This is a genomic window from Pantoea sp. EKM21T, assembly GCF_011800405.1.
Taxonomy (GTDB): Bacteria; Pseudomonadota; Gammaproteobacteria; order Enterobacterales; family Enterobacteriaceae; genus Pantoea; species Pantoea agglomerans.
In genome coordinates, this window is sequence record NZ_JAALFV010000003.1 from 383,607 (window position 1) to 409,975 (window position 26,369).

Here is a 26,369-nt window from a genome sequence, read left to right on the forward strand (position 1 = left end):
TGCATGAGCCACTTTGCGGTCATTGCACCGCCTTTCTATAGCCATGTGCAGGCGCTTCAGCACCTTAGCCAGGCCTTAATCGCACGCGGACACCAGATTACTTTCATCCAGCAGACGGACGTTGGCGCGCTACTCACCGATAGCCGGATCGGCTTTTTCCCGCTGGGTTTAGCCTCGCATCCGGCGGGCAGTCTGGCACACACCCTGCAACTGGCGGCGCATCCTCTCGGCCCCTCAATGCTGAAACTGATCAATGAGATGGCCCGCAGCACCGATATGCTCTGTCGTGAACTGCCCGTGGTGCTGAGCACGCTGGCGATTGATGGCGTGATCGTCGATCAGATGGAGCCTGCCGGTGCACTGGCGGCAGAAGCGCTGAACCTGCCTTATGTTTCGGTTGCCTGTGCGCTGCCACTTAACCGTGAAGCGGATTTCCCGCTGGCCGTGATGCCGTTTGACTATGCCAGGACCGATCAGGCACGGGAACGCTATCGCACCAGTGAAAAAATCTATGACTGGCTGATGCGACGTCACGATCGGGTGATCGCCCGCAACGCTCATGCGATGGGATTAGCACCACGGGAAAAACTGCATCACTGTTTTTCACCGCTGGCGCAGATCAGCCAGCTGATTCCGGAACTGGATTTTCCCCGCCAGGCGCTGCCCGATCATTTCCATTCGGTTGGCCCGCTGCGTACCACTGAACCGGCATCCGCCGCGTCGCAGCCTCGCTACTTCCCGCATGGCGACAGACCGCGCATTTTTGCTTCCCTCGGCACGCTGCAGGGACATCGCTACGGCCTGTTTAAAACCATCGTCCGCGCCTGCCAGGAGATCGATGCTCAGTTATTGCTGGCGCACTGCGGTCGGTTGTCACCTTTCCAGGCGGAGAAACTGGCGCAGGCCAGCCATGTTCAGGTGGTCGATTTTGCCGACCAGGCAGCTGCACTGGCTCAGGCCGATCTTGCCATTACGCACGGCGGCATGAATACGGTGCTGGATGGGATTAACCACCTGACGCCGCTGCTGACGATCCCGCTGGCCTTTGATCAGCCGGGTGTGGCTGCCAGAGTGGTCTGGCACGGTATCGGACGTCGCGCCTCACGCTTTACCACCAGCCACTCCATGGCACGTCAGCTCCAGACCTTACTGGCTGATGAAAGCTACGTTCAGCAGATGAAAACGCTGCGTAGCGCACTTCGTCAGGCGGGCGGAACCACCCTGGCGGCGGACATCGTCGAACAGGCGATGCTGACCCGCCAGCCGGTGCTCACCAGGAGAGACTATGCCGCGGTATGATCTGATTCTGGTGGGTGCGGGACTGGCCAACGGGCTGATCGCCCTGCGCCTGAGACAGCAGCGGCCCTCCCTGCGCATTCTGCTGATTGACGCCGAACGTGAACCGGGTGCCAATCACACCTGGTCGTTTCATGCGGAAGATCTCACCGAAACGCAGCATCGCTGGATCGCTCCGCTGGTAGTACATCACTGGCCTGGCTATGAGGTCCGCTTTCCCCAACGCAGTCGCAGCCTGAACAGTGGCTATTTTTGCGTGACTGCGGAGCGCTTCGCGCAGGTCATCCGCGACAGGTTTGCGCCGGATCTGCTGCTGAATACCCGGGTTGCGAGCATCGCTTCACGCGCGGTTACGCTGGACGATGGCCGGGTGCTGGAGAGTGACGCAGTGATTGATGGCCGTGGCTACCAGCCCGATGCCGCGCTGCGCATGGGCTTCCAGTCGTTTGTCGGACAGGAGTGGCAGCTCAGCGAGCCACATGGCCTGACCGCGCCGATCATCATGGATGCCACGGTAGATCAGCAGGCAGGCTATCGCTTTGTCTACAGCCTGCCCTTTTCTGCAGACACCCTGCTGATTGAAGATACCCACTACATTGATAACGCCACGCTGGAAGGCGATCGCGCCCGTCAGAATATCCGCGACTATGCCGCGCAGCAGGGATGGCGATTAGACCGGCTGCTACGCGAAGAGCAAGGCGCGTTACCCATTACGCTGACCGGCGACGTGGCCGCCTTCTGGCAGAAACACGATCTGCCCTGCAGCGGTTTGCGTGCCGGGTTATTCCATCCCACCACCGGCTATTCTCTGCCGCTGGCGGTCGCGCTGGCTGATCGGCTGGCGCAGATGCAGACGTTTACCTCTGAGACCCTGCACGCCACCATTCAGCAATTCGCCAGTCAGGCCTGGCAGCAACAGCGCTTCTTCCGCATGCTGAACCGTATGCTGTTTCTGGCGGGTCCGGCTGACCAGCGCTGGCAGGTTATGCAACGTTTTTACGGCCTTCCCGAAGGTCTGATCGCCCGTTTTTATGCGGGAAAACTCACTTTGCCTGATCGGCTGCGCATCTTAAGCGGCAAGCCCCCGGTCCCCGTTCTGGCGGCGTTACAGGCTATTATGACTCCTCACCGTCAACAGGCGATGCAATGAATAGAACTACAGTAATTGGCGCAGGCTTTGGTGGTCTGGCTCTGGCCATTCGCCTTCAGGCGTCAGGCGTTCCTACCCGACTGCTGGAGCAGCGTGACAAGCCTGGCGGCCGGGCTTATGTCTATCAGGATCAGGGCTTCACGTTTGATGCCGGCCCCACAGTAATCACCGATCCCAGCGCCATTGAAGAGCTGTTCACCCTCGCGGGTAAAAAGCTCTCTGACTATGTCGAGCTGATGCCGGTGAAGCCGTTTTATCGCCTCTGCTGGGAGTCCGGCAAGGTGTTCAGTTATGACAACGATCAGCCCGCGCTGGAAGCGCAGATTGCCGCGTTTAATCCGCGTGACGTTGAAGGATATCGTCGCTTTCTGGCCTATTCCCGAGCGGTGTTTGCTGAAGGCTATTTGAAGCTTGGCACCGTGCCGTTTCTGTCATTCCGCGACATGCTGCGGGCCGCGCCTCAGCTGGCAAAACTTCAGGCATGGCGCAGCGTTTACAGCAAAGTGGCGAGCTACATTGAAGATGAGCATCTGCGTCAGGCCTTCTCTTTCCACTCACTGCTGGTGGGCGGAAATCCGTTTGCCACTTCCTCAATCTATACCCTGATTCATGCGCTGGAACGTGAATGGGGCGTCTGGTTCCCGCGCGGTGGCACGGGCGCGCTGGTGCAGGGCATGGTGAAACTGTTTGAAGATCTGGGCGGCGAAGTGGAGCTCAATGCCAGCGTTGCCCGGCTGGAGACCCAGGAAAACAGGATTACCGCGGTACACCTGAAAGATGGCCGGGTCTTCCCAACCCGCGCGGTTGCCTCCAACGCAGATGTGGTTCACACCTACCGCGAACTGCTGAGCCAGCATCCCGCTTCGCAGGCGCAGGGACGATCACTGCAAAACAAACGCATGAGCAACTCACTGTTTGTGATCTATTTTGGCCTGAATCATCATCACGATCAGCTGGCGCACCACACGGTCTGCTTTGGTCCGCGCTATCGTGAGTTGATTGATGAGATCTTTAACAAAGATGGCCTGGCAGAGGACTTCTCGCTCTATCTGCATGCGCCCTGCGTGACCGATCCCTCACTGGCGCCGGAGGGCTGCGGCAGCTACTACGTGCTGGCGCCAGTACCGCACCTCGGCACCGCCGATATCGACTGGGCCGTTGAAGGTCCGCGCCTGCGCGATCGCATTTTTGACTATCTGGAACAGCACTATATGCCGGGCCTGCGTAGCCAGTTGGTCACGCATCGCATCTTCACGCCGTTTGATTTCCGCGATGAGCTGAATGCGTATCAGGGCTCGGCCTTCTCGGTGGAGCCGATCCTGACGCAAAGCGCCTGGTTCCGGCCTCACAACCGCGATAAAAATATTAATAATCTCTATCTGGTCGGTGCAGGTACCCATCCTGGCGCGGGTATTCCAGGCGTGATTGGCTCGGCCAAGGCTACCGCAGGATTGATGCTGGAGGATCTGGCTTGAATAGTCCGTCACTGCTCGATCATGCCGTAGACACCATGGAGGTGGGATCGAAAAGCTTTGCCACCGCGTCAAAACTGTTTGATGCCAAAACCCGACGCAGCGTGCTGATGCTCTACGCCTGGTGCCGTCACTGTGATGATGTGATTGACGATCAGGTCCTGGGATTCAGCAACGATACGCCATCGCTGCAATCCGCCGAACAGCGCCTGGCGCAGCTGGAGATGAAAACGCGTCAGGCCTATGCCGGGTCCCAGATGCATGAGCCCGCCTTTGCGGCCTTTCAGGAGGTGGCAATGGCACACGATATTCTGCCTGCTTACGCTTTTGATCATCTGGCGGGCTTTGCGATGGACGTGCATGAGACACGCTATCAGACGCTGGATGATACGCTGCGTTACTGTTACCACGTCGCGGGCGTGGTTGGCCTGATGATGGCGCAGATTATGGGCGTACGCGACAACGCCACGCTGGATCGCGCCTGCGATCTCGGTCTGGCGTTTCAGCTGACCAATATTGCGCGCGATATCGTTGAAGATGCTGAAGCGGGACGCTGCTATCTGCCCGCTGCGTGGCTGGCTGAAGAGGGGCTGACCCGAGAGAATCTGGCCGATCCGCAAAATCGCCAGGCATTAAGCCGCGTCGCCCGTCGGCTGGTGGAAACGGCAGAGCCCTATTATCGATCGGCGTCGGCTGGCCTGCCGGGTTTACCGCTGCGTTCAGCATGGGCGATTGCTACCGCGCAGCAGGTCTATCGTAAAATCGGTATGAAGGTGGTTCAGGCGGGTTCACAGGCGTGGGATCAACGCCAGTCCACCAGCACGCCAGAGAAACTGGCACTGCTGGTGGCGGCATCGGGTCAGGCGGTTACTTCCCGGGTGGCGCGTCACGCTCCACGCCCCGCTGACCTCTGGCAGCGCCCCGTTTAACGCCATGACGTTCTCGCAGCGTCGCCTGCAGTTTTGACAGCGGCGGCGCGTAAAGAAAGCCAAACGAGACACAGCCCTCTTTGCCTCGTACCGCATGATGCATGCGGTGCGCCATATAAAGCCTGCGTAAATAACCCCGGCGCGGAACATAGCGGAATGGCCAGCGCTGGTGCACCAGGCCGTCATGCACAATAAAATAGAGCAGGCCGTAGAGCGTCATACCCGCCCCGATCCACTGCAACGGCCAGACACCCGTGCTGCCCAGATAAATGAGCAAGATCGACAGAGCGGCGAACACTACGGCATAGAGGTCGTTAACCTCAAACCAGCCTTTATGCGGTTCATGATGTGACAGATGCCAGCCCCAACCCCAGCCATGCATAATGTATCTGTGCGCCAGTGCAGCCGTTATCTCCATTCCGATAACAGTGACCAGAACAATCAGGGCATTCCAAATCCACAACATAGTTTCTCCCGAACATGCATCCTGCAAAGTGGCGCAGAGGTTCAATTTTAACAGAGATTGGGGAAAACAGTGTTCAGGAGAAAAATAAGGGAACACGCTGTTGAAGCTTGAGTGAGGACCATCCTGATATTTGTGTAGGACGCAGCCTTTAAAGCAGATCGTGATTCAGCGGGGTACGAAAAGCGTGGCGTGCCGCGGTCATTAACTGACTGGCGGTGACGGTCGTGGGTAAGCGCATCAGAATTTTGCTCGCCTGCCAGTAACAGAGCAGCATGACCTCATCCTCCTCTTTTTCAGCCAGTTCATGCAGCCGGGCGCGCAGTGATAACACATCAATGGTCTGCTGCTCGTCAAGCATGTCAGAGATCGTCTGATTGATGACGTGATGGAGAGTTTTCCAGGTGAGATCGGTATGCAAAATTAACCTCTTCTAACGCTTATCAGCTCCGGGCAAACAAACAGCAGTGAAGCAGCTTAAATGGCTGCATCCTGCAAAAGATTGCACACTGCTGACAACTATAGCTGTTCGTGGGCGGCTACGCCGTGCCAGCAGTTGAAAATGCCAAAGTTGGCAATTCTAACGACTAATGGACCTGCCTGTCGCGTATTACACGCGACTCATCAGCTGATTGCTGTTTTTTGTAACAATTACAGCTGATTCTTAACTGGCTGATGTCAGAGGGATTTGCCAGGGTAAACAGGTTTCCCGTGTGGTTAATGTTCAAGGAGTTGTCGATGAGTCAGCACGCTGATGTACTGGTATGGGGCCACGGCCCTGAAATCTTTGAAGTCTTTCTGGAACCCACGTGTCCTTTTTCGGTGCGCGCCTTCAATAAATTCGACGCGTTACTGGCGCACGTAGGTGAAGAGAACATCACCCTGAAGATCCGTCTGCAATCACAGCCGTGGCACCTCTATTCCGGGCTGATAGTGCGCTATATCCTTGCCGCCGCCTGCGAAAGCAAAGAGGCCGCGAAAAAGGTGATGCAGGCGGTAGCCGATCATCGTGAAGAGTTTGAGTTCACCGACCACTGTACCGGTCCGAACCGCGATGCCACGCCGAATCAGATCCTCGCCCGCCTGAAAGATTACAGCGGCGTGAATGCCAGCGCCGCGTTTGATCAGCCCGACCTGCAGAACGCCATTAAATGGCACTGCAAGTATGCCCGTCAGAACGGCATTCACGTTTCACCGACCTTTATGGTAAACGGTCTGGTACAGCCCGAAATCAGCAGCGGTGACGATATAGCGCACTGGGCAAGCTTTCTGATTCGTTAATATTAGTGCGCGGCTGTGCCCGGCCGCGCCAGACTGAGTCTCTCCTTTGCGACCCCACTCACGCTCAAACTCAATATCCTGATAATTAAGCCTGTTTTCCCATGTGGAGGCCGGGTAAGCTGTACCGCTATCAGCAGCAGACGGTGGGATTAAAGCCGCTGCTGTTGTTCATCTTAACGGCACCGCTGGCCTGCATGGCGATAACCTGACGTTACGCCGGGCCCGCACGCCTAATTCATTGAGGATTTGCTGATGACGATGACGCTGCAACAACTGCAGGACAAATATCCGGGTGCCTTCACAGATGCATTTGGTGACTCCCCGGAATTAGCCAGCGAGCTCGCAACGCTGATTATTGCCGGTAAGAAAGTGGCCACCTGCGGGTCGTTGCGGAGCTGGCAGGATCAGGAAGCATTGCCTCAACCGGGCGGTTACAGCATTGTTCTCAACGGCGAACAGCAGCCCGTCTGCGTGATCCGCACCACCGGCTTGTTCCTGACGCGCTTTGATCGCGTCACGCCAGAGATGGCGATGCTGGAGGGTGAAGGCGATCTGAGCCTCGACCACTGGCGTCAGGAACATCAGCGCTACTTCGAGCGCGCTGGCTATTTTCACAGCGAAATGGAGCTTATCTTCGAGACGTTCCAGCTGGTCGAGGTAGTCTAAACCGGCACGCTACAGGGTGTTTGCCGCCACCAGCGCAAGCCGCGCAATCCCCCGCGCGGCAAGGTTCTCAGCCGCCTGGGCTGCGCGCATGCCACTGGCACACACCAGAACCACACGCTGATTGACCGGCGGTTGCCAGGCCGCTATCTGCTGCGGCAGAATTCGCACCACCCGCTCGGCCACACTGACCGGTGCCTCTTCCAGGCTGCGCAACTCCACTATGCAATCATCCTCCATCAGCATGGCCCGATCAATAAAGGGCGTGCCGGGCGCGTCAGGTTCAGGTGCGTCATCAAAACGAAACTGCCTGATATGCCAGTCAACAAAGTCACAGTGGATCATGCAGCCGAGCGGCGATGGCGTCAGTTTTAACAATACGCTCAGCGCCATCTGCGCCTGCATTGCGCCCAGCGTCGCTACCGCCGGTCCCATTACGCCTGCCGTATTGCAGTTACCCGAGGCCGTGGGCAGCTGCGGGAACAGCGCGCGATAGCCAGGCGCACCGCCACAGAATCCGCCAACATAGCCCTTGCGTCCCAGCACCGAGGCGCAGATCAGCGGCAGGCCTGCCGGATAACAGGCGTCGGAGAGCTGATAAGTAATAGCGAAGTTATCCGCCGCATCCACCACCAGATCGATTCCCTCCAGCGCCTGCGGCAGTTGACTGGCGCTTAGCGCGTGTGGATGCGCCTCAACGCGACAGTCAGGATTGCGCTGCGCCAGCGCACGCTGAGCGCAAAATACTTTCTGCTGACCCACATCGTCGACGCCAAACAGCGTCTGCCGGTGGAGGTTGTGCAGTTCAACCCGATCGCCATCGTAAAGACGGATAAATCCCACACCCGCGCCTGCCAGTAACGGCAGCAGCGTCGCACTAAGCCCGCCCGCCCCCACCACCAGCACCCTTGCCCTGCTCAGCCGCTGCTGCCCCGCTTCACCAATCTCTGGCAACATCGTCTGTCGCTGATAACGCTCCATCGCTGCTCCTTAACTGAATTGTGCCAGACCAAAAATGGGCGTAGAGGCAGACGCCATGTCGCGCTGCTCCATCAATCCCGCCTGGAACGCCTCGTGTCCGCCGTGGATCGCAGCAGCAAAGGCACCCGCCATGCGCACCGGATCGCGCGCTTTTGCCACCGCCGTGTTGAGCAGCACGCCATCGAAACCCATCTCCATCGCCTGAGCCGCCTGGCCAGGCGCGCCAATGCCCGCATCAATAATCAGCGGCACATCTTTAAACCACGCACGCATAGCGCGCAGTCCCTCGATATTACGCAGCCCCTGGCCAGAGCCGATCGGCGCGCCCCAGGGCATCAGCACTTCACAGCCCGCTTCCAGCAATTTTTCGCCGACAATCAGATCTTCCGTAGTGTAGGGAAACACCTGGAACCCGTCAGCGCAGAGAATCCGTGCGGCCTCAACCAGCGCAAAAGGATCGGGCTGCAGCGTGTCGGCATGGCCAATCACCTCCAGCTTGATCCACGGTGTGTCGAACAGTTCACGCGCCATCTGCGCCGTCGTCACCGCCTCTTTCACCGTGTGGCAGCCCGCCGTATTCGGCAGAATACGTTTGTTGAGCTGTTGCAGCAGCGTGCGGAAAGCGCCGCCTTCACTGCCTTCCCGTCGCAGGCTGACGGTAATAATCTCCGCGCCTGACGCGTTGATCGCCTGTTGCAGAATGTCCGGTGACGGATAACCGGCCGTGCCGAGCAGAAATCGGGATTGCGGAGTAAATTGATAGAACATGGTTAACCTCCCTGCATCGGTGACAGGATTTCGAGCTGGTTGCCCGCCTCAAGTTGCTGGCTGGCATAGCGGCTACGCGGTACAAACTCCCCGTTCAGCGCGGTGGCGACGGTCCGCGGATCGATCTGCTGCTCCGCCATAAGCTCCGCCAGCGTCGTTGCGCCGGTTTCAATCGTGCGGCCATTCAGTTCAACGCGCATGAGTCATCTCCTGAGTCAGTTGCAACATAAGTTTTTCAGCCATGATCGGGGCCAGCAAAAAGCCGTGGCGGTAGAGGCCGTTAAGTGAGAAACGGCCATTTTCGTAGCGGACTTCCGGCAGGTTCTGCCGGTAAGCAGGACGCAGACCGGTGCCGCTCTCCACGATCCGCGCTTCGGCCAGTGCCGGATGCAGGCTGTAAGCGGCGCTGAGCAATTCCATCATCGCCCTGGCGCTGATCGGGCTGCTGTCGTGGCTTTCGACCATGGTGGCACCCAGCATGAAGTGGCCCCCGGCACGCGGTACCAGATAGCAGGGAAAGCGTGGGTGCAGCAGCCGGACAGGACGGGAGAGTTGTACGTCGGATGTGTGCAGGATCACCATTTCGCCCCGCACGGCGCGCAGGGCTGGCTGCCGATCGGTGGCGTGGATGCCACGGCAGTCGATGATTTTGCCGCCGGGTTTACCGCTGTGAAAGGGGACGCCAGCCTGTTGCAGTTTGTCGCGCAGTTGCTGCAAGGCGCGGCGCGGTTCGAGATGCGCCTCTGCGGCGAAAAACAGGCCGCGGGCAAAGCGGTTTTCCAGTGCGGGTTCAATGTCACCGGGAGAGACCCACTGATGCTGCTGCGTCATGCTGGCGAAGCGCGTCAGTTCGCGGCTGTCACGCGGCGGAGCAACCACCAGCGTGCCCTGCTGTTCCACGCCATCAACGCGTTTCGCCCACCAGCTGGCCGCGTGCTGGCCCCATTCGATCACCTGTGGCGGTGCGCTTTCTGCTTCACACCAGGGCGCGAGCATGCCACCCGCCCAGTGCGAGGCCGCACGGCAGTCAGGCTGAGTAATAACTTCGACCGTTTCTCCCCGCTCCAGCAGCAGCGTGGCGACACAAAGCCCGGCCACGCCACTGCCGAGCACCGACCAGCGGCTCATGGTGTCCACCGGACAGGAAAAGAAAGATTCAGGATGAGATTTTTCATTTTGGCCTCGTTATCCGTTAACGAAGACCCGTGATACAGAGGGAAAAGGCAGGAACGTTGCGAATGCGCCCCTGCGGCAAGTATCTGATGAGATACCCGTCTTCCTACGCCAGTATCAACTGGGTCAGGTTCTAAGGGTCGCTAAGCCGCGCGGTGCGCTATTAGCCTCTCAGTCTCTCTGGCGAGACTCCCCTGACGGGTTTAGTTGTAAGTTAAGCAGACAGCTTCGTCAAGCAGACTGCATGGAACCGGGTCAGAAAATCGGACTTAACCGGCAGAACCGAAATGCCAGTCAGTTGCGGTTGCCAGCGTCAAAAAGGGGCCCGCCAGCGTCTGGTTGTGATGCGCAATAATCTTCTCCGCAGAGAGGTGGGGATTATCGACGGTGGTGTGCGCATCGGAAATCAGTACGACGTTAAAACCCAGCTCCGGGGCTGCCCGACAGGTAGTATCAATACAGAACTCCGTTTTCATCCCCGCAATCACCAGTTGCTTAATGCCCTTTTGCCTCAGCTGAAGCTGCAGGCCAGTATCCCTGAAACAGCTGGGATATCTTTTGGTGAAGACGACATCACTCTGCGGGTTAACCTGCAATTCCGGGATCAGGCGCGTCAGCGGGCTTTGCTCGTTAAAAGGGGAATCATCCGGGCCGATATGGCGTGCGAAAAAGAGGGGGACGGCAGAAGCCCGGGCTTTAGTAATGAGAAGTGAGATGTTCGACAAGATCGAATTTGCGGCGAAGGGAGCCTCGGGACCATTAAAAAGGCCCTGCTGCATGTCGATAATTAAAAGTGCACTTTCAGATGTAACCATGACCTGTCTCCATTCAGTTTTTAAGAACGGAGAACAGCTCCCCGTCCGGTTCGGCGGGGAGTGAGAATCTGTTGTGTCAGGTGCCAGTCACAGAGTCGCTCACGCCGCCGCCAGAGGCGGTGGTGGTGGTGACGGTTGTGAAAGACAGAACTGACATAAACATTTTCTGACCCTGAGTTAATGCGTTCGGTGAAGTCACCCTCAGAAGGATGGTGCTGACATCTACATTACCCTGTACGCCGTCGCTTTTAAAGCGCCTGCAGCGATTGGGTTACCGCATCGGTTATTTCACGAATGCGCGGTTCGGCGCGGCGATAGTAAGTCCATTTTCCGACTTTGCTGGCTTCAACCAGCCCCGCATTGTGAAGTGCTTTCAGGCATAACGAGGTGGCGGGCTGTGATAAGCCCGCCTTGTCCTGTATGAGGCTGGCACAGACGCCATACTGATCGAAGGGATAGAGCTGGGTATAGCCCGCAAACGCTTCGTCAGGATTTTTAAGCCACTTCAGCACTGCCACTCTGGTCGGGTTGGACAGTAACTTCAGGGCATTTTCGGGGGACATGCCGCCTCACAGAATATCAGGATGGGTAAAATGGATAGTCAGTATAGCCTTTCTCAGTGCCGCCATACAGGGAGGCGTGATCGACCTCATTCAGCGGATATCCTGATTTAATCCGCGCGGGCAGATCGGGATTAGCGATAAATGAGCGGCCAAAACCAAACAGATCGCCCCAGCCTTTTTCCAGCACATGCTGCGCTTTTTCAGCCGTGTAGCGACCCGAATAGATGATCGGAGAGCGAAATATTTCCCGCAGCGCGACACGGAAGCTCTCTGGCATCTCCGGACTGTTGTCCCAGTCGGCTTCAGCAATGGAGAGATAGCCAACTTCCAGCTCGTTCAGCAGTGCTGCTGCGCGGATGTAGGTCGCGTGTGGATCACTTTCAACCAGGCCGAGATAGACGCGCTCTTCGTCGGTACTGGTAAACAGAGGCGCAAATCTGACGCCAACGCGGTGGCTGCCAAATACCGAGCTGACCGCCTCAACGACTTCTCGCAGGAAGCGCAGACGATTCTCAGCAGATCCGCCATATTCATCCGTACGGAAGTTGGTGTGCTCAGAAATAAACTGGTTAATCAGATAACCGTTGGCGGAATGCAGTTCCACACCGTCGAAACCGGCCGCTTTGGCATTCTCCGCCGCGCGTCGGTAAAGCTCTACAATCTCTTTAACTTCCGATGTAGTCAGTGCGCGTGGCTCGCTGGGTGCGGTCAATATGCCGGCGCCAGGCCCGGTTTCAATAAATACCCGAACGTTATCGGCTGCGATGGCTGAAGGGGCAACGGGTGCCTGCTTGCCCGGCTGCAGTTCATTATGCGACACGCGGCCAACATGCCAGAGCTGGCAGAAAATCGTGGCCCCTTGCTGATGTACTGCCTCTGTAACCTTTTTCCAGCCGGCGATCTGCGCTTCGCTGTGGATCCCCGGCGTCCATGCATAGCCCTGCCCGCGAGGCTCAATCTGGGTGCCTTCGGTGATCATCAGTCCCGCGCTGGAACGCTGGCGGTAGTACTCCACCATCATCTCGCCGGGAATGTTGCCCGGTTGTTCACTGCGGCAGCGCGTCAGCGGCGGCAGTACAATGCGGTTACGAAGCTGAAGGTCGCCCAGACTCAAGGGGGTAAAAAGTGACGGCATGACAAAAAATCCTCTGATGTGTGAAGAGGCGACATTATATTTACACATTTAAATTTGTAAATGTGTAATCTGTGCTTTTTGTCCGGAGCGGTATCTGTGGTTTCTGGCAGAGGGTCACTTTCTGGGTGAGTGCTGACAGCGCGTGGGATTAACAGTCCCTCAGCGCAGCGCCTGACTGCGTAACGTAAGGAGGAGATCCTGCAGACGCCGCTTTCAGGCAAATTGCTTCGCCGGGACGGAGGTGCTGCCTGCAGGATCATAAGAACATTAAGAAGCGTATTTTTCAGTGAACGCCTGCCACTGCTGGCGATAAACCTCCAGTTGACTGAGTGCGCCATCAATGGAGGGCTGTGCTTTGTTGTCAGGATTCGGCGTGGCACGAATCAAATCGGCAAAGGTGCTGAAGACAGATTCCATATCACGGCCCGACTTCATGGCTTCCATCATCCCGGCCAGCTCCGCCTGTGGCCGTGCGGTTGCGCTCTTAACCTGGCTTAGATAGTCACGTGCGCTCTCCTGCATGTCGCGTGTTCCATGACGTATGGCTAACGCCAGCGTATCCTGTGCTCCCAGCAACGTCTGACGTTCACGAATGGCAACTTTGACGCTTATCATCTCATCAGCAATCTCATTCGCCTGCTTCTGGTTATCGCCGGAGACATATTTTTCTATCAGTTTATGGAGCTTAGACTGCGTCAGGGTCAGCGCCATGGCTTCCGAGGTATCCGAATTATCGTACTGATTACGGCCCACCTGGCCTTCAGCCAGCACCTCATGGAGTGCAGCGGCAAACTCATCCATAGCGGTCTGCGTATTGGCAGCCGTCATACTCAGAAGCGGAGTAAATGTTCTGGCGTCCCAGCTGGTGTAGGGATCGTTGAATAACGCATATCCGAGGTTAACGGACGGTCCCTGACCGGATGACTTTGTCTTTGCCAGTTCCTCTGAATTTTTGGCCTGCTGCTCTGCCGTAATGGGCTCAGCGATAGCCTGCACCAGGCGCGCTCTTGCCTCGGGCGAGATCACCACCACACTGGCAGGTAATTCTTTTCCGGTAATAGTTTCTTTAGTCGTGTTCTCAGATCTGTTTGTTACGGTGAGCGTGGCTAAATATCCTCTTGCCACCTCTGTTGTCACGCCATTGATTAACCCCATAATGCCCTCTACGGTTTGATTGGTTGAACAATTTATCGGCAAAATGTAACCAATCTTTACCGAAATCTTATTGCTGCCTGGGTTAAGACGTCTCAGGGCAAGTCTGGCTATCATCGCCGCTGCGGCCTGACTTTGATCCAGAAAAGGTTCAGAATCCTCAGGCTGACCAGCCAACGGCTCCCGGCAGCGTTTAAGACTTTGCGGGGTGCACAGGAAAGTTTCAGAGCAGTACGCATTTATCCATTTTCAGACAGGGTTAATTCAGAGGAAACGTTGTGAATAGTGCACTTCCATTAGACGCGCTTGGGCCACGCATTTGTATTATGGGTCCATCGAACAGCGGAAAATCGACCTTAGCTGAGGCCATTGCTCGCAAAAAAGATCTACCAGCAGTTCATCTGGATCCGCTTCACCATATTCCGGACAGTCAATGGGTGCCCAGAGCACCGGCAGAATTTCTCCGTTTGCATGCTGAAGCGGTGAGCCAGGAAAGATGGGTAATGGAGGGTAATTACACCAAATGCATTGAAGAACGATTCGCGCGTGCCACAGGCTTAATTCTGCTGGATGTAAAAGTGACAGTGGCACTGCTGCGGTACATTCGCAGATGTTACTCATCCACTCCGCGTATTGGCGGTCTGGGGATGGGCAGAGAGCATATGAACCTGGAGATGCTGAAATATATTATCCGTACTGCCCCGCAGAATCGAAAGCGCCATAAAAAGCTTTACGACCAGGTCAGACTGCCAAAACTTCTGCTTCCTTCTCCCCGCGATGTTAAAGCCTGTTCTGACTACTGGGGATTACAGCTAACGAATAATATTCGATGAATGCAGGCTGCAGGAATAACGTCTGTTTTCCGTTAATGGGGTCGCTTTGACTCAGTGACTTTTTGAATAACAAAGAAGCACCACTGCCATCAATCAATAAGCTTTAAGCTCGTCAGAAGAGAGTCCAGCGATTCTACCGGCCCGGCATGATTTGTCTCTGAACGGATTGTGTCCCAGGGCATGGCGTCATCAGTACAATAATCACCAGTGCACTGCATATCGGCAGGCTCACTGAGTAAACCAACCGGAAGCCAGATATAAGGTCTGCCACGCAACCGGTTAGGCACTGTGGAGCCACAGCTGGCGCAAAAATCGTTGCGATAACCTGTGGGTTTGCGCCATGACGCGATCTGGCTCTCACCAGAAACCCAGCTAAAGTCACTCTCTTTTACGATCGTTGCCAGGTTATAGCCGGTTCCGCTCTGTTTTCTGCACAAAGAACAGTGACAACGGTAATAGCGCGTGGGGGTTACTGATATTTCGAAAGCAACGGTTTCACACAGACATGCGCCTTTCATTTCATCATCCTATTCACTCAGATTCCTGGTTTGTCTGACTACTTGCCTGATCATAGTGCTGTTTAAGTAAGGGGCTGCTGAAGCGCTACCGCAAGCCTGTCATTTTAATGCCGCTCCGGCTCATTGCATGATCTTTTGCGGATTTGAGCCAGAAGCGGATAACCCCTCGTACACCTTCATCAGTACTAACTGCGGCTGAATACCAGTTTCAGCCCTGCCAGCGCAAAGCAGCAGGCTAATAGCGCATCGAGTCCGCGACGAATGCGACGGTAAAATGCGCCCATCACGGCGGTTGAGAACAGCAGAGCATAGCCGCCGAACACAACCACGCAAATCACCGCACAGCCGCAGATGATTATCGGCAGCGTGGCGGCGACCACATCCGGCTTCAGTGCAAACGACATAATGGCCACCCAGGTAAGAATCGCTTTGGGGTTGCCGATATGCATAAGTATCCCCTGACGGAACAGTCTGCCATACGCGACACGCTCATCGCTGGCTTTAAAATCGCTGGCCTCAGTGCGGCGTAACGCAGATTTGCCGGCTTTAAACGCCAGCCATAACAGATATAACCCTCCGCCAATTTTTAACACGATCAGCAACTGTGCGAAGGTGGCCAGCACGGTCAGCACACCGCAGGCGGCCAGCAGCGCCCAGAGCATCGAACCACTCACGACACCCGCAGCCAGCGCCAGTGCGGCCCCCCTGCCCTTTTTCATTGCCGTTCCCATTATCGCCATATTACTTGGCCCGGGACTGGCTGTTGCGACAAAGTAGGTGGTGAAGATCAGGATTAATTCGTGCGAAAGCGCCATGATGTCCTCTGCGATGGGTTGTTATTTATCTGTTATATCGGCTGACGTGCAAATTTGCTATCTCCTGGTTCGCTGCGGCTTCGTTTCTCGCTTTAAACGATCTGCGCAATCAAACGTTTTCCAGACATAGCTTTCTTCTGCGGGGATCGGCATCCTGCCGGAAGTATCATCAAAGGATTCGCTTTAAGGGACAACTCAGGGTCGTTTACGGTCATCCAGATGCAGTTGCAAAAATGTCAAATCCAGCCAGCGTCCAAACTTAGTTCCAACCTCCGTCATTCTGCCGGACTCAATAAATCCCAGTTTTTTATGCAGGGCAATGGATGCCGCATTTTCCGATTCAATCGCCGCCACCATAACGTGCTTCCCGGCTTCGCGAGCAAGCTGGATAAGCCCCTGCATCAGGGCGGCACCCGCGCCTTTACATCGTGCATCTTTATGAACATAAACCGAATGCTCAACCGTATGACGATATCCGTCCCAGGGACGCCAGTCACCATAAGAGGCATATCCCAGCACGGTATCCTCATTGTCGTCTGCCGCCACAATCACAGGAAAACCGGCCTGCTGGCGGCTGCTTATCCATGCGATGCGGTTAGCCACATCAATACGATTTTCATTCCAGATCGCGGTGGTGTTAAGCACCGCGTCGTTATAAATCTCTGCGATGATTTCAGCATCGCTTTCTACAGCCGCACGGATAATCATGGTGGACACCCCTTTGTTCACTCACTAAAGTAGATGAATTGTTCACTATGATAGTTATCCATTATGTTAGATAAAAAGTCCAGCAAAGAAGACAGCCTGAACATCCGCATCGGTCAGAAGGTAAAAGAGGAAAGGGAAAAACGCGGCTGGTCACTTACCGAGCTGGCTGATAACTCAGGCGTTTCACGGGCGATGATCCATAAGATTGAGCGTGGGGAGAGCAGCCCGACGGCGGTTTTGTTAGCGCGCCTCTCAGGCTCGTTTGATATGACTATCTCACAGCTGCTTGCTCAGACTGAAGTGCAAACCGGGACGCTGGTCAGGCATGAAAATCAGCCGGTGTGGCAGGATCCGGAAACCGGCTATCTGCGTCGCCACGTTTCACCGGGCGAGATGCCGGTCGATCTGGTCAGTGTCGAACTGCCGGCAAATACCGCTGTGCCGATGCCGGCAATCTCCTATGTTTCAAGACGCCAGCTGATATGGGTAATTGAAGGAACTCTTACTTTTGAAGCAGGTTCCAGCACCTATGAGATGGCTGCTGGCGACTGTCTGGAACTGGGCGATCCGGCTGACTGCGTGTTCAGAAATAAAACGACTCAGGGCTGTCGATATGCCGTTATCGTACTCAGGCCTGCCTGAGCAGGCAGAGGGCGCATAAATCCCTGAGTAAATCGGCCATTGGCAGAGGGATGATTGTCACTCAGTCCGGCTGTTGATCGCCTTTCAGGAATCAAATCGTCAGCCGGACTGAATCTGCTCAGGGAAAGATTATTTCCCCAGAATCTCTCTGCGGACAATCTCAGCGCCCGCACTTAACGCATGCAGTTTGCCATTGGCAACCTGACGCGGCAGTGGAATCATGCCGCAGTTGGTTGAAGGATAGAGATTTTCAGCATCCACAAACTGCAGCGCTTTGCGCAGCGTATTCGCCACGTCTTCAGGTGTCTCAATGGTATGGGTTGCCACGTCGATGGCACCGACCATCACCTTCTTACCGCGAATCAGCTCGATCAGATCCATCGGAACCCGCGAGTTCTGACACTCCAGTGACACAATATCGATAGCCGAACGCTGTAATTTAGGGAAGACCTCTTCGTACTGACGCCACTCTGTTCCCAGAGTTTTCTTCCAGTCGGTATTCGCTTTAATGCCGTAGCCGTAGCAGATATGAACCGCGGTTTCACACTTCAGACCTTCGATGGCGCGCTCTAACGCGGCGATGCCCCAGTCGTTCACCTCATCGAAAAAGACGTTAAACGCAGGCTCATCAAACTGAATAATATCCACGCCAGCGGCTTCTAATTCTTTGGCTTCCTGATTCAGAATCTTTGCGAATTCCCAGGCCAGCTTTTCTCGGCTTTTATAGTGATTGTCATAAAGGGTATCGATCATCGTCATCGGACCCGGCAACGCCCACTTAATAGGACGATCGGTCAGCTTACGCAGGATTTTCGCATCTTCAACAAACACGGGCTTCTGACGTGAGACTTCACCCACCACGGTCGGGACGCTCGCATCATAGCGATTACGGATTCGAACCACTTCACGCTTTTCAAAATCCACACCGCTGAGGTGTTCAATAAACGTCGTCACGAAGTGCTGACGGGTCTGCTCGCCATCACTGACGATATCAATACCGGCCCGAACCTGATCGTCCAGACACAGACGCAACGCATCTCTTTTGCCGTCGACTAACTCTTCATCCTGCAGTTTCCAGGGTGACCAGAGCACCTCTGGCTGCGCAATCCAGGAGGGTTTAGGCAAGCTGCCAGCAGTAGATGTCGGTAATAAGGTTTTCATAGCAGGTGACCTTCTATATTTAATTAATCAAAGAACGAATTCAGCAGACCATTGCGCAAGAAGTGTCTGATTCGGCTTAATAAAATGCGTCTCAGTAAACTTACCCTGTTCGACGGCCAGGCGGCTGCGTTCTTCGCGATCGTAAACAATCCGGGTTAACGAATAATCCTGATGCTGCAGCGTGGGCTGATAGCACTGTCCCGCCGCAGAATTCGCGTTGTAAATTTCAGGGCGATAGATCTTCTGGAAGGTTTCCATGGTGCTGATGGTGCTGATCAGCTCAAGATTGGTGTAATCGCTGAGCAGGTCACCGTGGAAATAGAAAGCCAGCGGCGCAACACTGCCCTGCGGCATGAAGAAACGCACTTTCAGACCCATTTTTCCGAAATAGAAATCAGTCAGGGAAGGTTCATCCTGCTGATATTCAATGCCCAATACCGGATGCTGATTACCGGTGCGCACGTAGGTGTTTTTGCTCGATACACTCAGGCAGATAACCGGCGATTTACTGAAGTTCTCTTTATAGACCGCTGAGTTCACGAAACTTTTGAAAATGTTGCCATGCAGCTGACCAAAATCATCCGGCAGGCTGAATTCAGTCTGACCTTTGTTATGTTCTGACAGAACAACGCTGAAATCATAATCACGCACATAGGAAGAGAAGTTATTGCCGACAATCCCCTCGGTGCGCTCACCGGTTTTATGATCCACGATATGCGTTTTTAAAATCTCAATCGCCGGGAACGATTCGTCGCTGCTTCCGGGACGAAGATTCAGCTCAGCAGAAATAATCTCAAGTTCAACTGAGTAGCGGTCGCCCTTTGGATTGTCCCAGTGCGCCAGAGAGTTGAAACGATTGTCGATCATCACCAGGGCGTTGTGCAGGTTTTCCTGACGTTTTTCGCCGCGCGCTAAATTAGCGAAGTTAGTCGTCGCCCGCGTATTTTTCGAAGGATTATAGTTTTCGTCGAAACGAATGCGCTTGAGGGTAAAGGCTAAGTTGTTCATCGCTATCGGGTATCCTGGTCGCTGATATGCGTTGTTGCATTTAAGGGTTATCCAGCGTGGCTATCCCTTTACAACTATTCATATGACTCAAAGTTATTAACAATTCTTACTTTATGCCTCAACACCCGGTTGAAAAAAAGTGATTAAATTTCAACGAACATGAAGGGAATTCATGTTGAGGTATTTAAGAGGGGAAATTTTCATGAGGCAGCGAGTCTTTTAACACCCGATGTAAAATCCGGGTGTAAAAAGCCTCGCACTAAGGGGGCTTAGCAAGAGATGTCAGAGGTGGAGTGATCTTTCGCCTCAACTTAAGGCGCGGAGGCTTTCATGATCCCATAATCTGGCACGCCAGCGTGCTGTTAGTCATTTAGCGATACTCCATCGGTTCCCGCCCGCAGAGCGTTAAACGCAGCATGGATGGGGCAACTAATACCTTCCGGTCACAGCAAAGCAAGACGACTAAATTTTATAAACGTTATCACACATCACTTTATGTGCGCCTGATTTTACCGAAAGCCTGCACGCTGCCTCTTTCATCAGTTTTCCCATCTCACTGTCGCGCATCGACTGCGTCAGGCGTGAAGCCGGACCGGTTAATGCCAGCGCCGCGAGCAGTTTGTTACCTTCACCAAACACCGGTACGGAGAATGCCGCGATATGCGGATCGCGGATACCTGACGTGAACAGCGGGAGTTCAGGTACAGAGTCAAACAGAGGTTCATTCAGCCCCCAGTAACGAAGCACCTGCCCGATGGCCGAATTATCCAGCGGCAGATAAGTGCCGGGCAGACGTGTTTCACGCAATCCTTCAGAGGGCTCCGCTCTGAAAAGACAGAGTCGTTGACCGTTTTCAATCACATACCATGTGGCGCTTTCGCCTGTCGCAGTCGCCAGTGCGTGAAGTTCAGGCTGAACGATACTGGCCAGATGAAAGGACTGTTCATAGAGCTTGCCCAGATAAAGCAGTCTTGGCCCCAGGGTATAAACGCCATTGTCGCGACGAATGACATAGTTCATGCGCTCAAGTGAGTTCATCAGACGGTAAACTGTCGTTTTATGGTACCCAGAAAGCTGCGCCAGCGCGGTCAGCGTCAGTGATTCCTCACCAGGCCTGAAACAATCCAGCAGTGCCAGCGCTTTTTCTACGGCAATTACGCCTTCATTCCCCATCGGTACGTCCTCCTGTTTGCGACGGCAGGCAGTTTACCGCGCAATTTGTGATTCATATCGTATTTACATCACAAATGAATGCTTAACACTGTTGCGAACTCAATTAACATCGATATAGTAGTTTTATATTGTACAACTTAGTTGTGCCTGGTAAAACAAAGAGGATAAATCTATGCCCCATGCAGAGAATACCTTCATCAATCGCGACATTATCCGTATCGCACCAGAGCGCGTAAAACAGGCTGCTCAGTTTCAGGCGGCGATCCTTGCTGATGTTGCCGGACGACGCGGAACGCTGCACGGTCGCGTAAAACCTGTGTCCCCCACAATGAAAGTCGCCGGACCGGCTATCACTGTCGAGGTGAGACCGGGCGACAACCTGGCGATCCACGCCGCGCTGGCGATTGCCCAGCCGGGCGATGTCATTGTGGTCGATGGCAAAGGCGATATCAGCTGTGCATTAATCGGTGAGATAATGTCCACCCAGGCAGAAGCCTCCGGCATCGCCGGAATTATTATTGATGGTGCGGTGCGTGACGCCGATGCACTGAGCGCGAACGGCTTTCCGGTTTTCTCTGCGGGCCTGAATCCCTGCGGCCCGACCAAGTCCATTGCGGGACGGGTCAACTACCCTGTTTCTGTGGCGGGCGCAGCCATTCAGCCAGGCGATCTCGTCATCGGGGATATTGATGGCGTGGTGGTTCTGCCGCGTGAAGACGTTCCTGCGTTGCTCGAACTGGCACAGAAAAAACTCGATTTCGAGACCAGCCGTATTGCAGCCATTCGTGATGGCGACCTTCGCGCGCCGTGGTTAGAAAAAGCCCTGCAAACCGCTGGCATGCTGGACGATGGGGAGACGCTCTGATGACAACCTCTTCTCCCGTAATCCTGGTGACGGGTAATGACCTGGCACCGCAGGCAGTAAACCTGCTTAGTGACTTCAGCATTGTTTATGCCGGCAAACAGCCCAGCGAAGATAGCCTGTTCCAGCTCTGCCAGCAGCATAATCCTGTGGCGATTATCGTCCGATACGGAAAAATCAACGCCCGCATTATGGATGCCGCGCCTGACCTGCGGGTTATTTCCAAACACGGCAGCGGCATTGACGTTATCGACCAAAAGGCGGCGGCTGAACGTCATATCAGTGTTCAGTCAGCCCCGGGGGCCAACGCAGCGGCCGTGGCCGAGCATACCTGGGCGTTAATTTTAGCCTGTGCAAAATCGGTGATACCGCTTGATCAGCGCATGCGCCAGGGACACTGGGACAAATCGACCCATAAGTCGGTGGAGCTGGAGGGCAGAACGCTGGGTCTGGTAGGGCTTGGTGCCATAGGCGGTCGTGTTGCCCGCATTGGCCGTGCTTTTGGCATGAAGGTGCTCGCTTATGATCCTTTTGCCAGAACCTTTCCCGATGAGTGTGAATCCTCCTCACTTGACGACCTGCTGCAACAGGCAGATGTCATTTCGCTGCACTGCCCGTTAACCGAACAGACGCGCCAGATGATTAACGCTGAGAAACTGGCTCTGTTTAAAAAAGGCGCCATCCTGGTGAACACGGCGCGCGGTGGTCTCATTGATGAAGAAGCGCTGTTAGCCGCGCTGGATAATGGCACTATCGCCTGGGCCGCACTGGACAGTTTTGCCACAGAACCCCTGACTGCGCCGCATATCTGGCAGAGTGTTGGAAATGTGATTCTGTCGCCACACATCGGCGGCGTCAGCGATAACTCCTACGTGAAGATGGGTACCGTCGCGGCCAGTAACATATTAAATGTACTGGCAGAACCACTGAAAAACGAAAGTCCGGTAGTCTGAACCGCCCTCTCCAGCCGACCAGACAGGTAACAGCGCTTTCTGGTCGGCTGGTTAATAGGTAAATCTGCTGCATTAGAGCGTAATGCTTAGCTGTCAGGGTTTCCGATACGAATCTTATTCTGTTCTATGCCGTCCTGGCTTACTTGCCTTCGCCCACATTAATAGGTTTATTACCCTTCAATCGTTAACGACTCTTCCCGCGTATTGAATAAGGTGGCTGCCTGCAGCGGTTTCTTTGAAGTGTTCATTGTAGGTCATGTGTTATGAAGGATATGTCCGCTATGAGCGAGGAGCGGATGACTAGTTTGCAGCAAGACGGGAGCAGGATTTATTGGGGTTATATCCACTGTTTTTTTGGATTATAACGCGATATTCGATGATTTCAGCAAATGTCCTTCCGTTGATGTTTAAGTATAATGATAATGTTTATCAACAAAAGGATATTGTTATGTATGGGTTTATGATGATTCTGGCTGTTCTTGTACTCAATGCATGTACTACTTATTCACCTGTTAAAGTTGAACAACCCAAGCCCCTTCGACAAGATCGACCCGTTTACCCATACTATGCGGCTAAGAACCGGATAGAAGGTATGGTTAAGTTTAACTTTGACGTTGATGCAGAAGGCAGGGTAAGTCAGATGAGAATTATCGAGTCTACACCAGACCACTTGTTCGATGATGCTGTAATAACAGCCGTTTCAAAATGGCGTTTTGAAAAGGGCAAACCTGCCAGGAATCTTCCCATGACTGTAAAATTAAAAGTGCAAAAATAGATTTGATTTTAAGGCTGCATAAATGAAAATTAATGACTGTAATTCAGGAGGTTATTATGGCTGAATGTTCTTCTTCTAAATATTAACATAAATTATTATCCGATGTCCGCTTCTGGCACAAAGCGGACTAAATGCAGGCCAAGATTCGGTATGAGCGAGGAGCAGAAATTTTGACATGAGCTACCCACTTGCCTTATAAAATTGTTTTCACAACAAAGGGATATTGAAATGAAGATCTATACTTACCCCAAAAGCCGATCATTAAGAGTACTCTGGGCTCTTGAAGAAATGGGAGTGAATTACGAGTCTATCAGAGTCGATCTTTTGAACCCTGCTTCTGAGGTTAAATCACCCCATCCATTGGGAAAAGTTCCTTTTTTGACCGATGGTGAAGTGTCAATCAGTGAAACCTTAGCGATCTGTATTTACCTGTGTGAACAACATAAAAACATCTCTATTTATCCCGCAACTGCTGAAGAAAAATCCTCCGTTAATTCGTGGTTAAGCTTCACGCTATCCGATCTGGAAGCCCCCGTCTGGAGTCTGCTCAAACATGTTGTCTTCACTCCCGAAAATCAACGTTCCCCAGATTTAATGAATTACCTCAGTAAGGAAGCAGATAAAGTTATCTCTCAGATTAGGTTTAACCCAACTCAAACATGGATTGCGAGTAACAACTTTACACTGGCCGATATTTTTCTTTCTCATACGTTGTTATGGGCAAAACTGTGCGGATTGGAAATCACCGAAGAGCTTGATAGCTACATATCAAGAGCAACGAGTCGCTCCGCTTTCTTAAAGGCTCAGGAAATAAATAATCGCTAATCAGGTTTTGTCATCTCTTAAGGATGCATTGATGTCCGCTTCTGGCACAAAGCGGACTGACGGCAGGCCAGGGTCCGCTATGAGCGAAAAGCGGACGCTGGCGTTCTTTGTAAAAATCCGGTTTGTGTTGGGTTGCATTAGTTTAGGGACGAAAAATATTGTGTCGGCGATTTACCCAGCGCTTTCCTGAACATTGTAATAAACGCGCTGACCGAATCATATCCCAGCGTTCCGGCTACGTGCTGCACGGATTGGCCTTCTGCCAGATGGCTCAGCGCAACCATTAAATGCAGTTGCTGACGCCAGCGACCAAAGCTCATTCCTGTCGCATCTTTTATCAGCCTGGCCAGAGATCGTTCGCTGGTAGCCAGATGCGCAGCCCACTGCTTTAGCGTTCTCCGGTCATCAGGATCATTAAAAAGTGCCTCAGCCATATTCCGGATTTTAGGATGGTCGGATACAGGCAGGTGGAGCGCTTTAACCGGCACATCCGGTATATGTTCCAGCAGCACCGCTGCCAGCCTCGCGGTTTTACTGTCAGGCGAATAAGCATGTTCCTGCTCTGCCAGAAAAAGAACCAGCTCGCGGACCAGAGGAGTAATAGCAAGGGTACAGCAGGTTTCCGGCATCGCTGCCGCGCCGGGCTCAATAAATAAAAAGCAGGTGTCTGCATTCTTCGTGACCCGACAACTGTGGGGGATTTTTCCCGGAACCCAGACAGCATGTCCCGGTGGAACAAGCCACAGCGCATCCTGAACCTTACAGCTCACTGCACCGCGCAAAGAGAGAATAAGTTGTCCCTTACGGTGAGCGTGCGGACTCTGACCTGCATACTCGCCTGACGATGATACATGCAGCGCGATAGCAGCCTGACTGAAAGCATCGGCATTAAACTCATCCGGTGAGGTCACCGGTTTTTTATTAACTGGCATGATTTAGTTATATGTTGTCAGGTTATCTATATTGTGTAACTCATGCGTCCTTTAAAGTCTTTCTTTTTACCAGAGAACGCAAAATTTATGTCCTACACTACGAACAGGTGGTCTTCAATCATACTTGCGACCGGCATCCTTTTTATTGCCATTAACCTGCGAGTTCCATTTACCGCTATCGCACCCGTTTTAGAGTCCGTTCGCCATGATTTTGGGCTAAGTATCACTGCCGTTGGGTTGCTTAACTCACTGCCTTTACTGGCATTTGCCGCATTTTCTCCCCTGAGTGCATCAATTTCCCGGAAGTACGGTCTGGAGCGCACCCTTTTTGGTGCCCTGGCCGTGATTTCGGGGGGTATCCTGCTTCGCTCCACAGGCAGTGTCTGGGCGCTTTATGGCGGAACCATATTGATAGGTATCGGGATTGCTCTGGGCAATGTCCTGCTGCCTGGCCTTATAAAGCGTGACTTTTCTGGCAACGTGGCTTCCGTAACAGGGGCATATTCCATCACCATGGGCGCCGCTGGCGCCATTGGCTCTGCCATTGTCATTCCTCTGACGCAGATCTGGGGCTGGAACATCGCGTTAGCCATGCTGGTTTTAGCACCGCTGCTTGCGTTGCTTTTATGGTTGCCCCAGTTAAAGAAGAAGCATCAGCTGCCAGTAGCGGGTGAGAAAAAAGCGGCGACCGTCGCGGTGTGGCGCTCGCCTCTGGCATGGCAGGTCACCTTGTTTATGGGCCTGAATGCGATGCCGTTTTATGTTGCTGTCGGCTGGCTGCCAGCCATTCTTACGGACAGTGGACTCTCTTCAGCTCAGGCTGGTGAGGTACATGGCATCCTTCAGCTTACCACCGCCATTCCCGGCCTGATTCTGGCAGCCACGCTGCGTCGTCTTAACGATCAGAAATTAGCTGCTGCTGGCGTCAGCCTGTTAACCGGGGTGTCATTTATCGGCATCCTGTATTTGCCGAATCTGGCGATGCTTTGGGCTGCGCTTCTCGGCTTTGGCTCAGGTGCCAGCATGATGCTGGGTCTGACCTTCATCGGGCTGCGTACTAAAAACGCCGGTGATGCTGCCGCGTTGTCAGGCATGGCGCAGAGTGTCGGTTATCTGATGGCGGCGATGGGTCCGCTGTTGCTGGGCAAAGTACAGGAGTTGTCCGGAGGCTGGACGGTACCATTACTGATAACCGCAGCAATCGCAGTCGCAGGTGCCTGCACCGGAATGGCTGCCGGACGAAACGCTCACCTGGAACCTGTACAGCAGCCGGGGTGAATTAGCTGACACAGCAGGGGAAACGATCGGTTTCTCTGCTGAGGA

General features: G+C 54.1%; 30 protein-coding genes and 1 riboswitch. Of the genes, 13 read left to right on the forward strand and 17 right to left on the reverse strand.

Going from position 1 to position 26,369, the window contains the following annotated elements; translation table 11 throughout:
• Positions 1 to 3: 3 nt before the first annotated feature.
• From HFD87_RS08075 to crtB, 4 genes are read left to right on the forward strand one after another with little or no spacing between them, the layout of a single operon-like run.
• A complete protein-coding gene (locus HFD87_RS08075) occupies positions 4 to 1,299 on the forward strand; it encodes a glycosyltransferase (protein WP_167423213.1) in 1,296 nt (431 codons plus the stop codon).
• Positions 1,286 to 2,446 (forward strand): lycopene beta-cyclase CrtY, encoded by a 1,161-nt coding sequence (gene crtY / locus HFD87_RS08080; protein WP_010670729.1) that lies wholly within the window; start codon positions 1,286 to 1,288, stop codon positions 2,444 to 2,446. Before HFD87_RS08075 ends, crtY begins: the two co-directional genes overlap by 14 nt.
• Positions 2,443 to 3,921, forward strand: coding sequence for a phytoene desaturase (locus HFD87_RS08085; RefSeq protein ID WP_010670728.1), 1,479 nt, complete (start codon positions 2,443 to 2,445; stop codon positions 3,919 to 3,921). The genes crtY and HFD87_RS08085 overlap by 4 nt, the downstream gene beginning before the upstream one ends.
• Entirely contained in the window at positions 3,918 to 4,847 is a 930-nt protein-coding gene (gene crtB / locus HFD87_RS08090) for a 15-cis-phytoene synthase CrtB (RefSeq protein ID WP_031593381.1), read from the forward strand. Before HFD87_RS08085 ends, crtB begins: the two co-directional genes overlap by 4 nt.
• On the opposite strand, the gene HFD87_RS08095 is transcribed toward crtB, so the two are convergent.
• Together HFD87_RS08095 and HFD87_RS08100 are read right to left on the reverse strand one after the other, a co-directional pair.
• Positions 4,786 to 5,313, reverse strand: a complete 528-nt coding sequence (locus HFD87_RS08095; RefSeq protein ID WP_031593382.1) for a sterol desaturase family protein — start codon at positions 5,311 to 5,313, stop codon at positions 4,786 to 4,788. The two genes, crtB and HFD87_RS08095, sit on opposite strands and share 62 nt — an antisense overlap.
• 148 nt (positions 5,314 to 5,461) lie before the next feature.
• The gene (locus tag HFD87_RS08100) at positions 5,462 to 5,731 is read right to left on the reverse strand and encodes a hypothetical protein (protein ID WP_010247470.1); all 270 of its coding nucleotides are present in this window, start codon (positions 5,729 to 5,731) and stop codon (positions 5,462 to 5,464) included.
• Between the two features lie 317 nt (positions 5,732 to 6,048).
• Between HFD87_RS08100 and HFD87_RS08105 the strand changes: the two genes are divergently transcribed.
• Positions 6,049 to 6,591, forward strand: a complete 543-nt coding sequence (locus HFD87_RS08105; protein WP_167423214.1) for a thioredoxin domain-containing protein — start codon at positions 6,049 to 6,051, stop codon at positions 6,589 to 6,591.
• A 252-nt stretch (positions 6,592 to 6,843) separates the two neighbouring features.
• Complete coding sequence (locus tag HFD87_RS08110) at positions 6,844 to 7,257, forward strand: ASCH domain-containing protein (RefSeq protein ID WP_010670725.1); 414 nt, start codon at positions 6,844 to 6,846, stop codon at positions 7,255 to 7,257.
• Between the two features lie 9 nt (positions 7,258 to 7,266).
• On the opposite strand, the gene HFD87_RS08115 is transcribed toward HFD87_RS08110, so the two are convergent.
• The 8 genes from HFD87_RS08115 to HFD87_RS22965 form a co-directional block, all read right to left on the reverse strand.
• Entirely contained in the window at positions 7,267 to 8,235 is a 969-nt protein-coding gene (locus HFD87_RS08115) for a HesA/MoeB/ThiF family protein (protein WP_033780146.1), read from the reverse strand.
• A 9-nt stretch (positions 8,236 to 8,244) separates the two neighbouring features.
• Positions 8,245 to 9,003 carry a thiazole synthase gene (locus HFD87_RS08120; protein ID WP_167423215.1) on the reverse strand — a complete coding sequence of 253 codons (759 nt, stop codon included), beginning with the start codon at positions 9,001 to 9,003 and terminating at the stop codon, positions 8,245 to 8,247.
• Between the two features lie 2 nt (positions 9,004 to 9,005).
• Entirely contained in the window at positions 9,006 to 9,203 is a 198-nt protein-coding gene (gene thiS, locus HFD87_RS08125; RefSeq protein ID WP_010247485.1) for a sulfur carrier protein ThiS, read from the reverse strand.
• Entirely contained in the window at positions 9,193 to 10,131 is a 939-nt protein-coding gene (locus HFD87_RS08130) for an FAD-dependent oxidoreductase (RefSeq protein WP_060679027.1), read from the reverse strand. Before HFD87_RS08130 ends, thiS begins: the two co-directional genes overlap by 11 nt.
• 131 nt (positions 10,132 to 10,262) lie before the next feature.
• Positions 10,263 to 10,382, reverse strand: a riboswitch (TPP riboswitch).
• Positions 10,383 to 10,445: 63 nt separating this feature from the next.
• Positions 10,446 to 10,991 (reverse strand): cysteine hydrolase family protein, encoded by a 546-nt coding sequence (locus HFD87_RS08135; RefSeq protein WP_061703397.1) that lies wholly within the window; start codon positions 10,989 to 10,991, stop codon positions 10,446 to 10,448.
• A gap of 248 nt (positions 10,992 to 11,239) precedes the next feature.
• Positions 11,240 to 11,554 carry a helix-turn-helix transcriptional regulator gene (locus tag HFD87_RS08140; RefSeq protein WP_010247494.1) on the reverse strand — a complete coding sequence of 105 codons (315 nt, stop codon included), beginning with the start codon at positions 11,552 to 11,554 and terminating at the stop codon, positions 11,240 to 11,242.
• A 16-nt stretch (positions 11,555 to 11,570) separates the two neighbouring features.
• Positions 11,571 to 12,689, reverse strand: coding sequence for an alkene reductase (locus HFD87_RS08145; protein WP_124890514.1), 1,119 nt, complete (start codon positions 12,687 to 12,689; stop codon positions 11,571 to 11,573).
• A gap of 267 nt (positions 12,690 to 12,956) precedes the next feature.
• Positions 12,957 to 13,844, reverse strand: a complete 888-nt coding sequence (locus tag HFD87_RS22965) for a hypothetical protein (protein ID WP_232526469.1) — start codon at positions 13,842 to 13,844, stop codon at positions 12,957 to 12,959.
• 275 nt (positions 13,845 to 14,119) lie between these two features.
• Between HFD87_RS22965 and HFD87_RS22970 the strand changes: the two genes are divergently transcribed.
• The gene (locus HFD87_RS22970; RefSeq protein WP_243207465.1) at positions 14,120 to 14,674 is read left to right on the forward strand and encodes an AAA family ATPase; all 555 of its coding nucleotides are present in this window, start codon (positions 14,120 to 14,122) and stop codon (positions 14,672 to 14,674) included.
• A gap of 89 nt (positions 14,675 to 14,763) precedes the next feature.
• Here HFD87_RS22970 and HFD87_RS08160 read toward each other — a convergent pair whose 3' ends face one another.
• The 3 genes from HFD87_RS08160 to HFD87_RS08170 all read right to left on the reverse strand — a co-directional run bounded on the left by HFD87_RS08160 (position 14,764) and on the right by HFD87_RS08170 (position 16,715).
• Positions 14,764 to 15,192 (reverse strand): GFA family protein, encoded by a 429-nt coding sequence (locus HFD87_RS08160; RefSeq protein WP_167423216.1) that lies wholly within the window; start codon positions 15,190 to 15,192, stop codon positions 14,764 to 14,766.
• A gap of 185 nt (positions 15,193 to 15,377) precedes the next feature.
• Positions 15,378 to 16,007 carry a LysE family translocator gene (locus HFD87_RS08165; protein ID WP_010670716.1) on the reverse strand — a complete coding sequence of 210 codons (630 nt, stop codon included), beginning with the start codon at positions 16,005 to 16,007 and terminating at the stop codon, positions 15,378 to 15,380.
• Between the two features lie 195 nt (positions 16,008 to 16,202).
• Entirely contained in the window at positions 16,203 to 16,715 is a 513-nt protein-coding gene (locus HFD87_RS08170; protein ID WP_122889312.1) for a GNAT family N-acetyltransferase, read from the reverse strand.
• Between the two features lie 63 nt (positions 16,716 to 16,778).
• Here HFD87_RS08170 and HFD87_RS08175 point away from each other — a divergent pair, with 63 nt between their 5' ends.
• The gene (locus tag HFD87_RS08175) at positions 16,779 to 17,357 is read left to right on the forward strand and encodes an XRE family transcriptional regulator (RefSeq protein ID WP_033780126.1); all 579 of its coding nucleotides are present in this window, start codon (positions 16,779 to 16,781) and stop codon (positions 17,355 to 17,357) included.
• A 129-nt stretch (positions 17,358 to 17,486) separates the two neighbouring features.
• Here the strand turns inward: HFD87_RS08175 and HFD87_RS08180 are convergent, their stop codons facing one another.
• From HFD87_RS08180 to HFD87_RS08190, 3 genes are all read right to left on the reverse strand, one after another.
• The gene (locus HFD87_RS08180) at positions 17,487 to 18,518 is read right to left on the reverse strand and encodes a methionine synthase (protein ID WP_061902257.1); all 1,032 of its coding nucleotides are present in this window, start codon (positions 18,516 to 18,518) and stop codon (positions 17,487 to 17,489) included.
• Between the two features lie 27 nt (positions 18,519 to 18,545).
• Entirely contained in the window at positions 18,546 to 19,526 is a 981-nt protein-coding gene (locus HFD87_RS08185) for a DUF1852 domain-containing protein (protein WP_033786847.1), read from the reverse strand.
• Positions 19,527 to 19,988: 462 nt separating this feature from the next.
• The gene (locus HFD87_RS08190) at positions 19,989 to 20,699 is read right to left on the reverse strand and encodes an IclR family transcriptional regulator (protein WP_010247520.1); all 711 of its coding nucleotides are present in this window, start codon (positions 20,697 to 20,699) and stop codon (positions 19,989 to 19,991) included.
• 172 nt (positions 20,700 to 20,871) lie between these two features.
• Here HFD87_RS08190 and HFD87_RS08195 point away from each other — a divergent pair, with 172 nt between their 5' ends.
• The 4 genes from HFD87_RS08195 to HFD87_RS08210 all read left to right on the forward strand — a co-directional run bounded on the left by HFD87_RS08195 (position 20,872) and on the right by HFD87_RS08210 (position 24,114).
• A complete protein-coding gene (locus tag HFD87_RS08195) occupies positions 20,872 to 21,564 on the forward strand; it encodes an RraA family protein (protein WP_010247523.1) in 693 nt (230 codons plus the stop codon).
• Positions 21,564 to 22,514, forward strand: coding sequence for a hydroxyacid dehydrogenase (locus HFD87_RS08200; protein WP_167423217.1), 951 nt, complete (start codon positions 21,564 to 21,566; stop codon positions 22,512 to 22,514). The genes HFD87_RS08195 and HFD87_RS08200 overlap by 1 nt, the downstream gene beginning before the upstream one ends.
• Before the next feature lie 376 nt (positions 22,515 to 22,890).
• On the forward strand, positions 22,891 to 23,289 hold the full coding sequence (locus HFD87_RS08205) for a TonB family protein (RefSeq protein ID WP_231113934.1): 399 nt from the start codon (positions 22,891 to 22,893) through the stop codon (positions 23,287 to 23,289).
• Between the two features lie 228 nt (positions 23,290 to 23,517).
• Entirely contained in the window at positions 23,518 to 24,114 is a 597-nt protein-coding gene (locus HFD87_RS08210) for a glutathione S-transferase family protein (RefSeq protein WP_167423218.1), read from the forward strand.
• A 137-nt stretch (positions 24,115 to 24,251) separates the two neighbouring features.
• Here HFD87_RS08210 and HFD87_RS08215 read toward each other — a convergent pair whose 3' ends face one another.
• Entirely contained in the window at positions 24,252 to 25,046 is a 795-nt protein-coding gene (locus HFD87_RS08215) for a helix-turn-helix domain-containing protein (RefSeq protein ID WP_010259082.1), read from the reverse strand.
• Positions 25,047 to 25,133: 87 nt separating this feature from the next.
• On the opposite strand from HFD87_RS08215, the gene HFD87_RS08220 reads away from it, so the two are divergent.
• Positions 25,134 to 26,324: an MFS transporter gene (locus HFD87_RS08220; RefSeq protein ID WP_029519302.1), complete on the forward strand. Its 1,191-nt coding sequence runs from the start codon at positions 25,134 to 25,136 to the stop codon at positions 26,322 to 26,324.
• Positions 26,325 to 26,369 lie beyond the last annotated feature (45 nt).

Bases quoted from the DNA above. Each gene is read 5' to 3' on its own strand.
- HFD87_RS08075 (WP_167423213.1), top strand. From the start codon at position 4: ATGAGCCACTTTGCGGTCATTGCACCGCCTTTCTATAGCCATGTGCAG.
- crtY (WP_010670729.1), top strand. From the start codon at position 1,286: ATGCCGCGGTATGATCTGATTCTGGTGGGTGCGGGACTGGCCAACGGG.
- HFD87_RS08085 (WP_010670728.1), top strand. From the start codon at position 2,443: ATGAATAGAACTACAGTAATTGGCGCAGGCTTTGGTGGTCTGGCTCTG.
- HFD87_RS08095 (WP_031593382.1), bottom strand. From the start codon at position 5,313: ATGTTGTGGATTTGGAATGCCCTGATTGTTCTGGTCACTGTTATCGGA.
- HFD87_RS08105 (WP_167423214.1), top strand. From the start codon at position 6,049: ATGAGTCAGCACGCTGATGTACTGGTATGGGGCCACGGCCCTGAAATC.
- HFD87_RS08110 (WP_010670725.1), top strand. From the start codon at position 6,844: ATGACGATGACGCTGCAACAACTGCAGGACAAATATCCGGGTGCCTTC.
- HFD87_RS08115 (WP_033780146.1), bottom strand. From the start codon at position 8,235: ATGGAGCGTTATCAGCGACAGACGATGTTGCCAGAGATTGGTGAAGCG.
- HFD87_RS08120 (WP_167423215.1), bottom strand. From the start codon at position 9,003: ATGTTCTATCAATTTACTCCGCAATCCCGATTTCTGCTCGGCACGGCC.
- thiS (WP_010247485.1), bottom strand. From the start codon at position 9,203: ATGCGCGTTGAACTGAATGGCCGCACGATTGAAACCGGCGCAACGACG.
- HFD87_RS08130 (WP_060679027.1), bottom strand. From the start codon at position 10,131: ATGAGCCGCTGGTCGGTGCTCGGCAGTGGCGTGGCCGGGCTTTGTGTC.
- HFD87_RS08135 (WP_061703397.1), bottom strand. From the start codon at position 10,991: ATGGTTACATCTGAAAGTGCACTTTTAATTATCGACATGCAGCAGGGC.
- HFD87_RS08140 (WP_010247494.1), bottom strand. From the start codon at position 11,554: ATGTCCCCCGAAAATGCCCTGAAGTTACTGTCCAACCCGACCAGAGTG.
- HFD87_RS08145 (WP_124890514.1), bottom strand. From the start codon at position 12,689: ATGCCGTCACTTTTTACCCCCTTGAGTCTGGGCGACCTTCAGCTTCGT.
- HFD87_RS22965 (WP_232526469.1), bottom strand. From the start codon at position 13,844: ATGGGGTTAATCAATGGCGTGACAACAGAGGTGGCAAGAGGATATTTA.
- HFD87_RS08160 (WP_167423216.1), bottom strand. From the start codon at position 15,192: ATGAAAGGCGCATGTCTGTGTGAAACCGTTGCTTTCGAAATATCAGTA.
- HFD87_RS08165 (WP_010670716.1), bottom strand. From the start codon at position 16,007: ATGGCGCTTTCGCACGAATTAATCCTGATCTTCACCACCTACTTTGTC.
- HFD87_RS08170 (WP_122889312.1), bottom strand. From the start codon at position 16,715: ATGATTATCCGTGCGGCTGTAGAAAGCGATGCTGAAATCATCGCAGAG.
- HFD87_RS08175 (WP_033780126.1), top strand. From the start codon at position 16,779: ATGTTAGATAAAAAGTCCAGCAAAGAAGACAGCCTGAACATCCGCATC.
- HFD87_RS08180 (WP_061902257.1), bottom strand. From the start codon at position 18,518: ATGAAAACCTTATTACCGACATCTACTGCTGGCAGCTTGCCTAAACCC.
- HFD87_RS08185 (WP_033786847.1), bottom strand. From the start codon at position 19,526: ATGAACAACTTAGCCTTTACCCTCAAGCGCATTCGTTTCGACGAAAAC.
- HFD87_RS08190 (WP_010247520.1), bottom strand. From the start codon at position 20,699: ATGGGGAATGAAGGCGTAATTGCCGTAGAAAAAGCGCTGGCACTGCTG.
- HFD87_RS08195 (WP_010247523.1), top strand. From the start codon at position 20,872: ATGCCCCATGCAGAGAATACCTTCATCAATCGCGACATTATCCGTATC.
- HFD87_RS08200 (WP_167423217.1), top strand. From the start codon at position 21,564: ATGACAACCTCTTCTCCCGTAATCCTGGTGACGGGTAATGACCTGGCA.
- HFD87_RS08205 (WP_231113934.1), top strand. From the start codon at position 22,891: ATGATTTCAGCAAATGTCCTTCCGTTGATGTTTAAGTATAATGATAAT.
- HFD87_RS08210 (WP_167423218.1), top strand. From the start codon at position 23,518: ATGAAGATCTATACTTACCCCAAAAGCCGATCATTAAGAGTACTCTGG.
- HFD87_RS08215 (WP_010259082.1), bottom strand. From the start codon at position 25,046: ATGCCAGTTAATAAAAAACCGGTGACCTCACCGGATGAGTTTAATGCC.
- HFD87_RS08220 (WP_029519302.1), top strand. From the start codon at position 25,134: ATGTCCTACACTACGAACAGGTGGTCTTCAATCATACTTGCGACCGGC.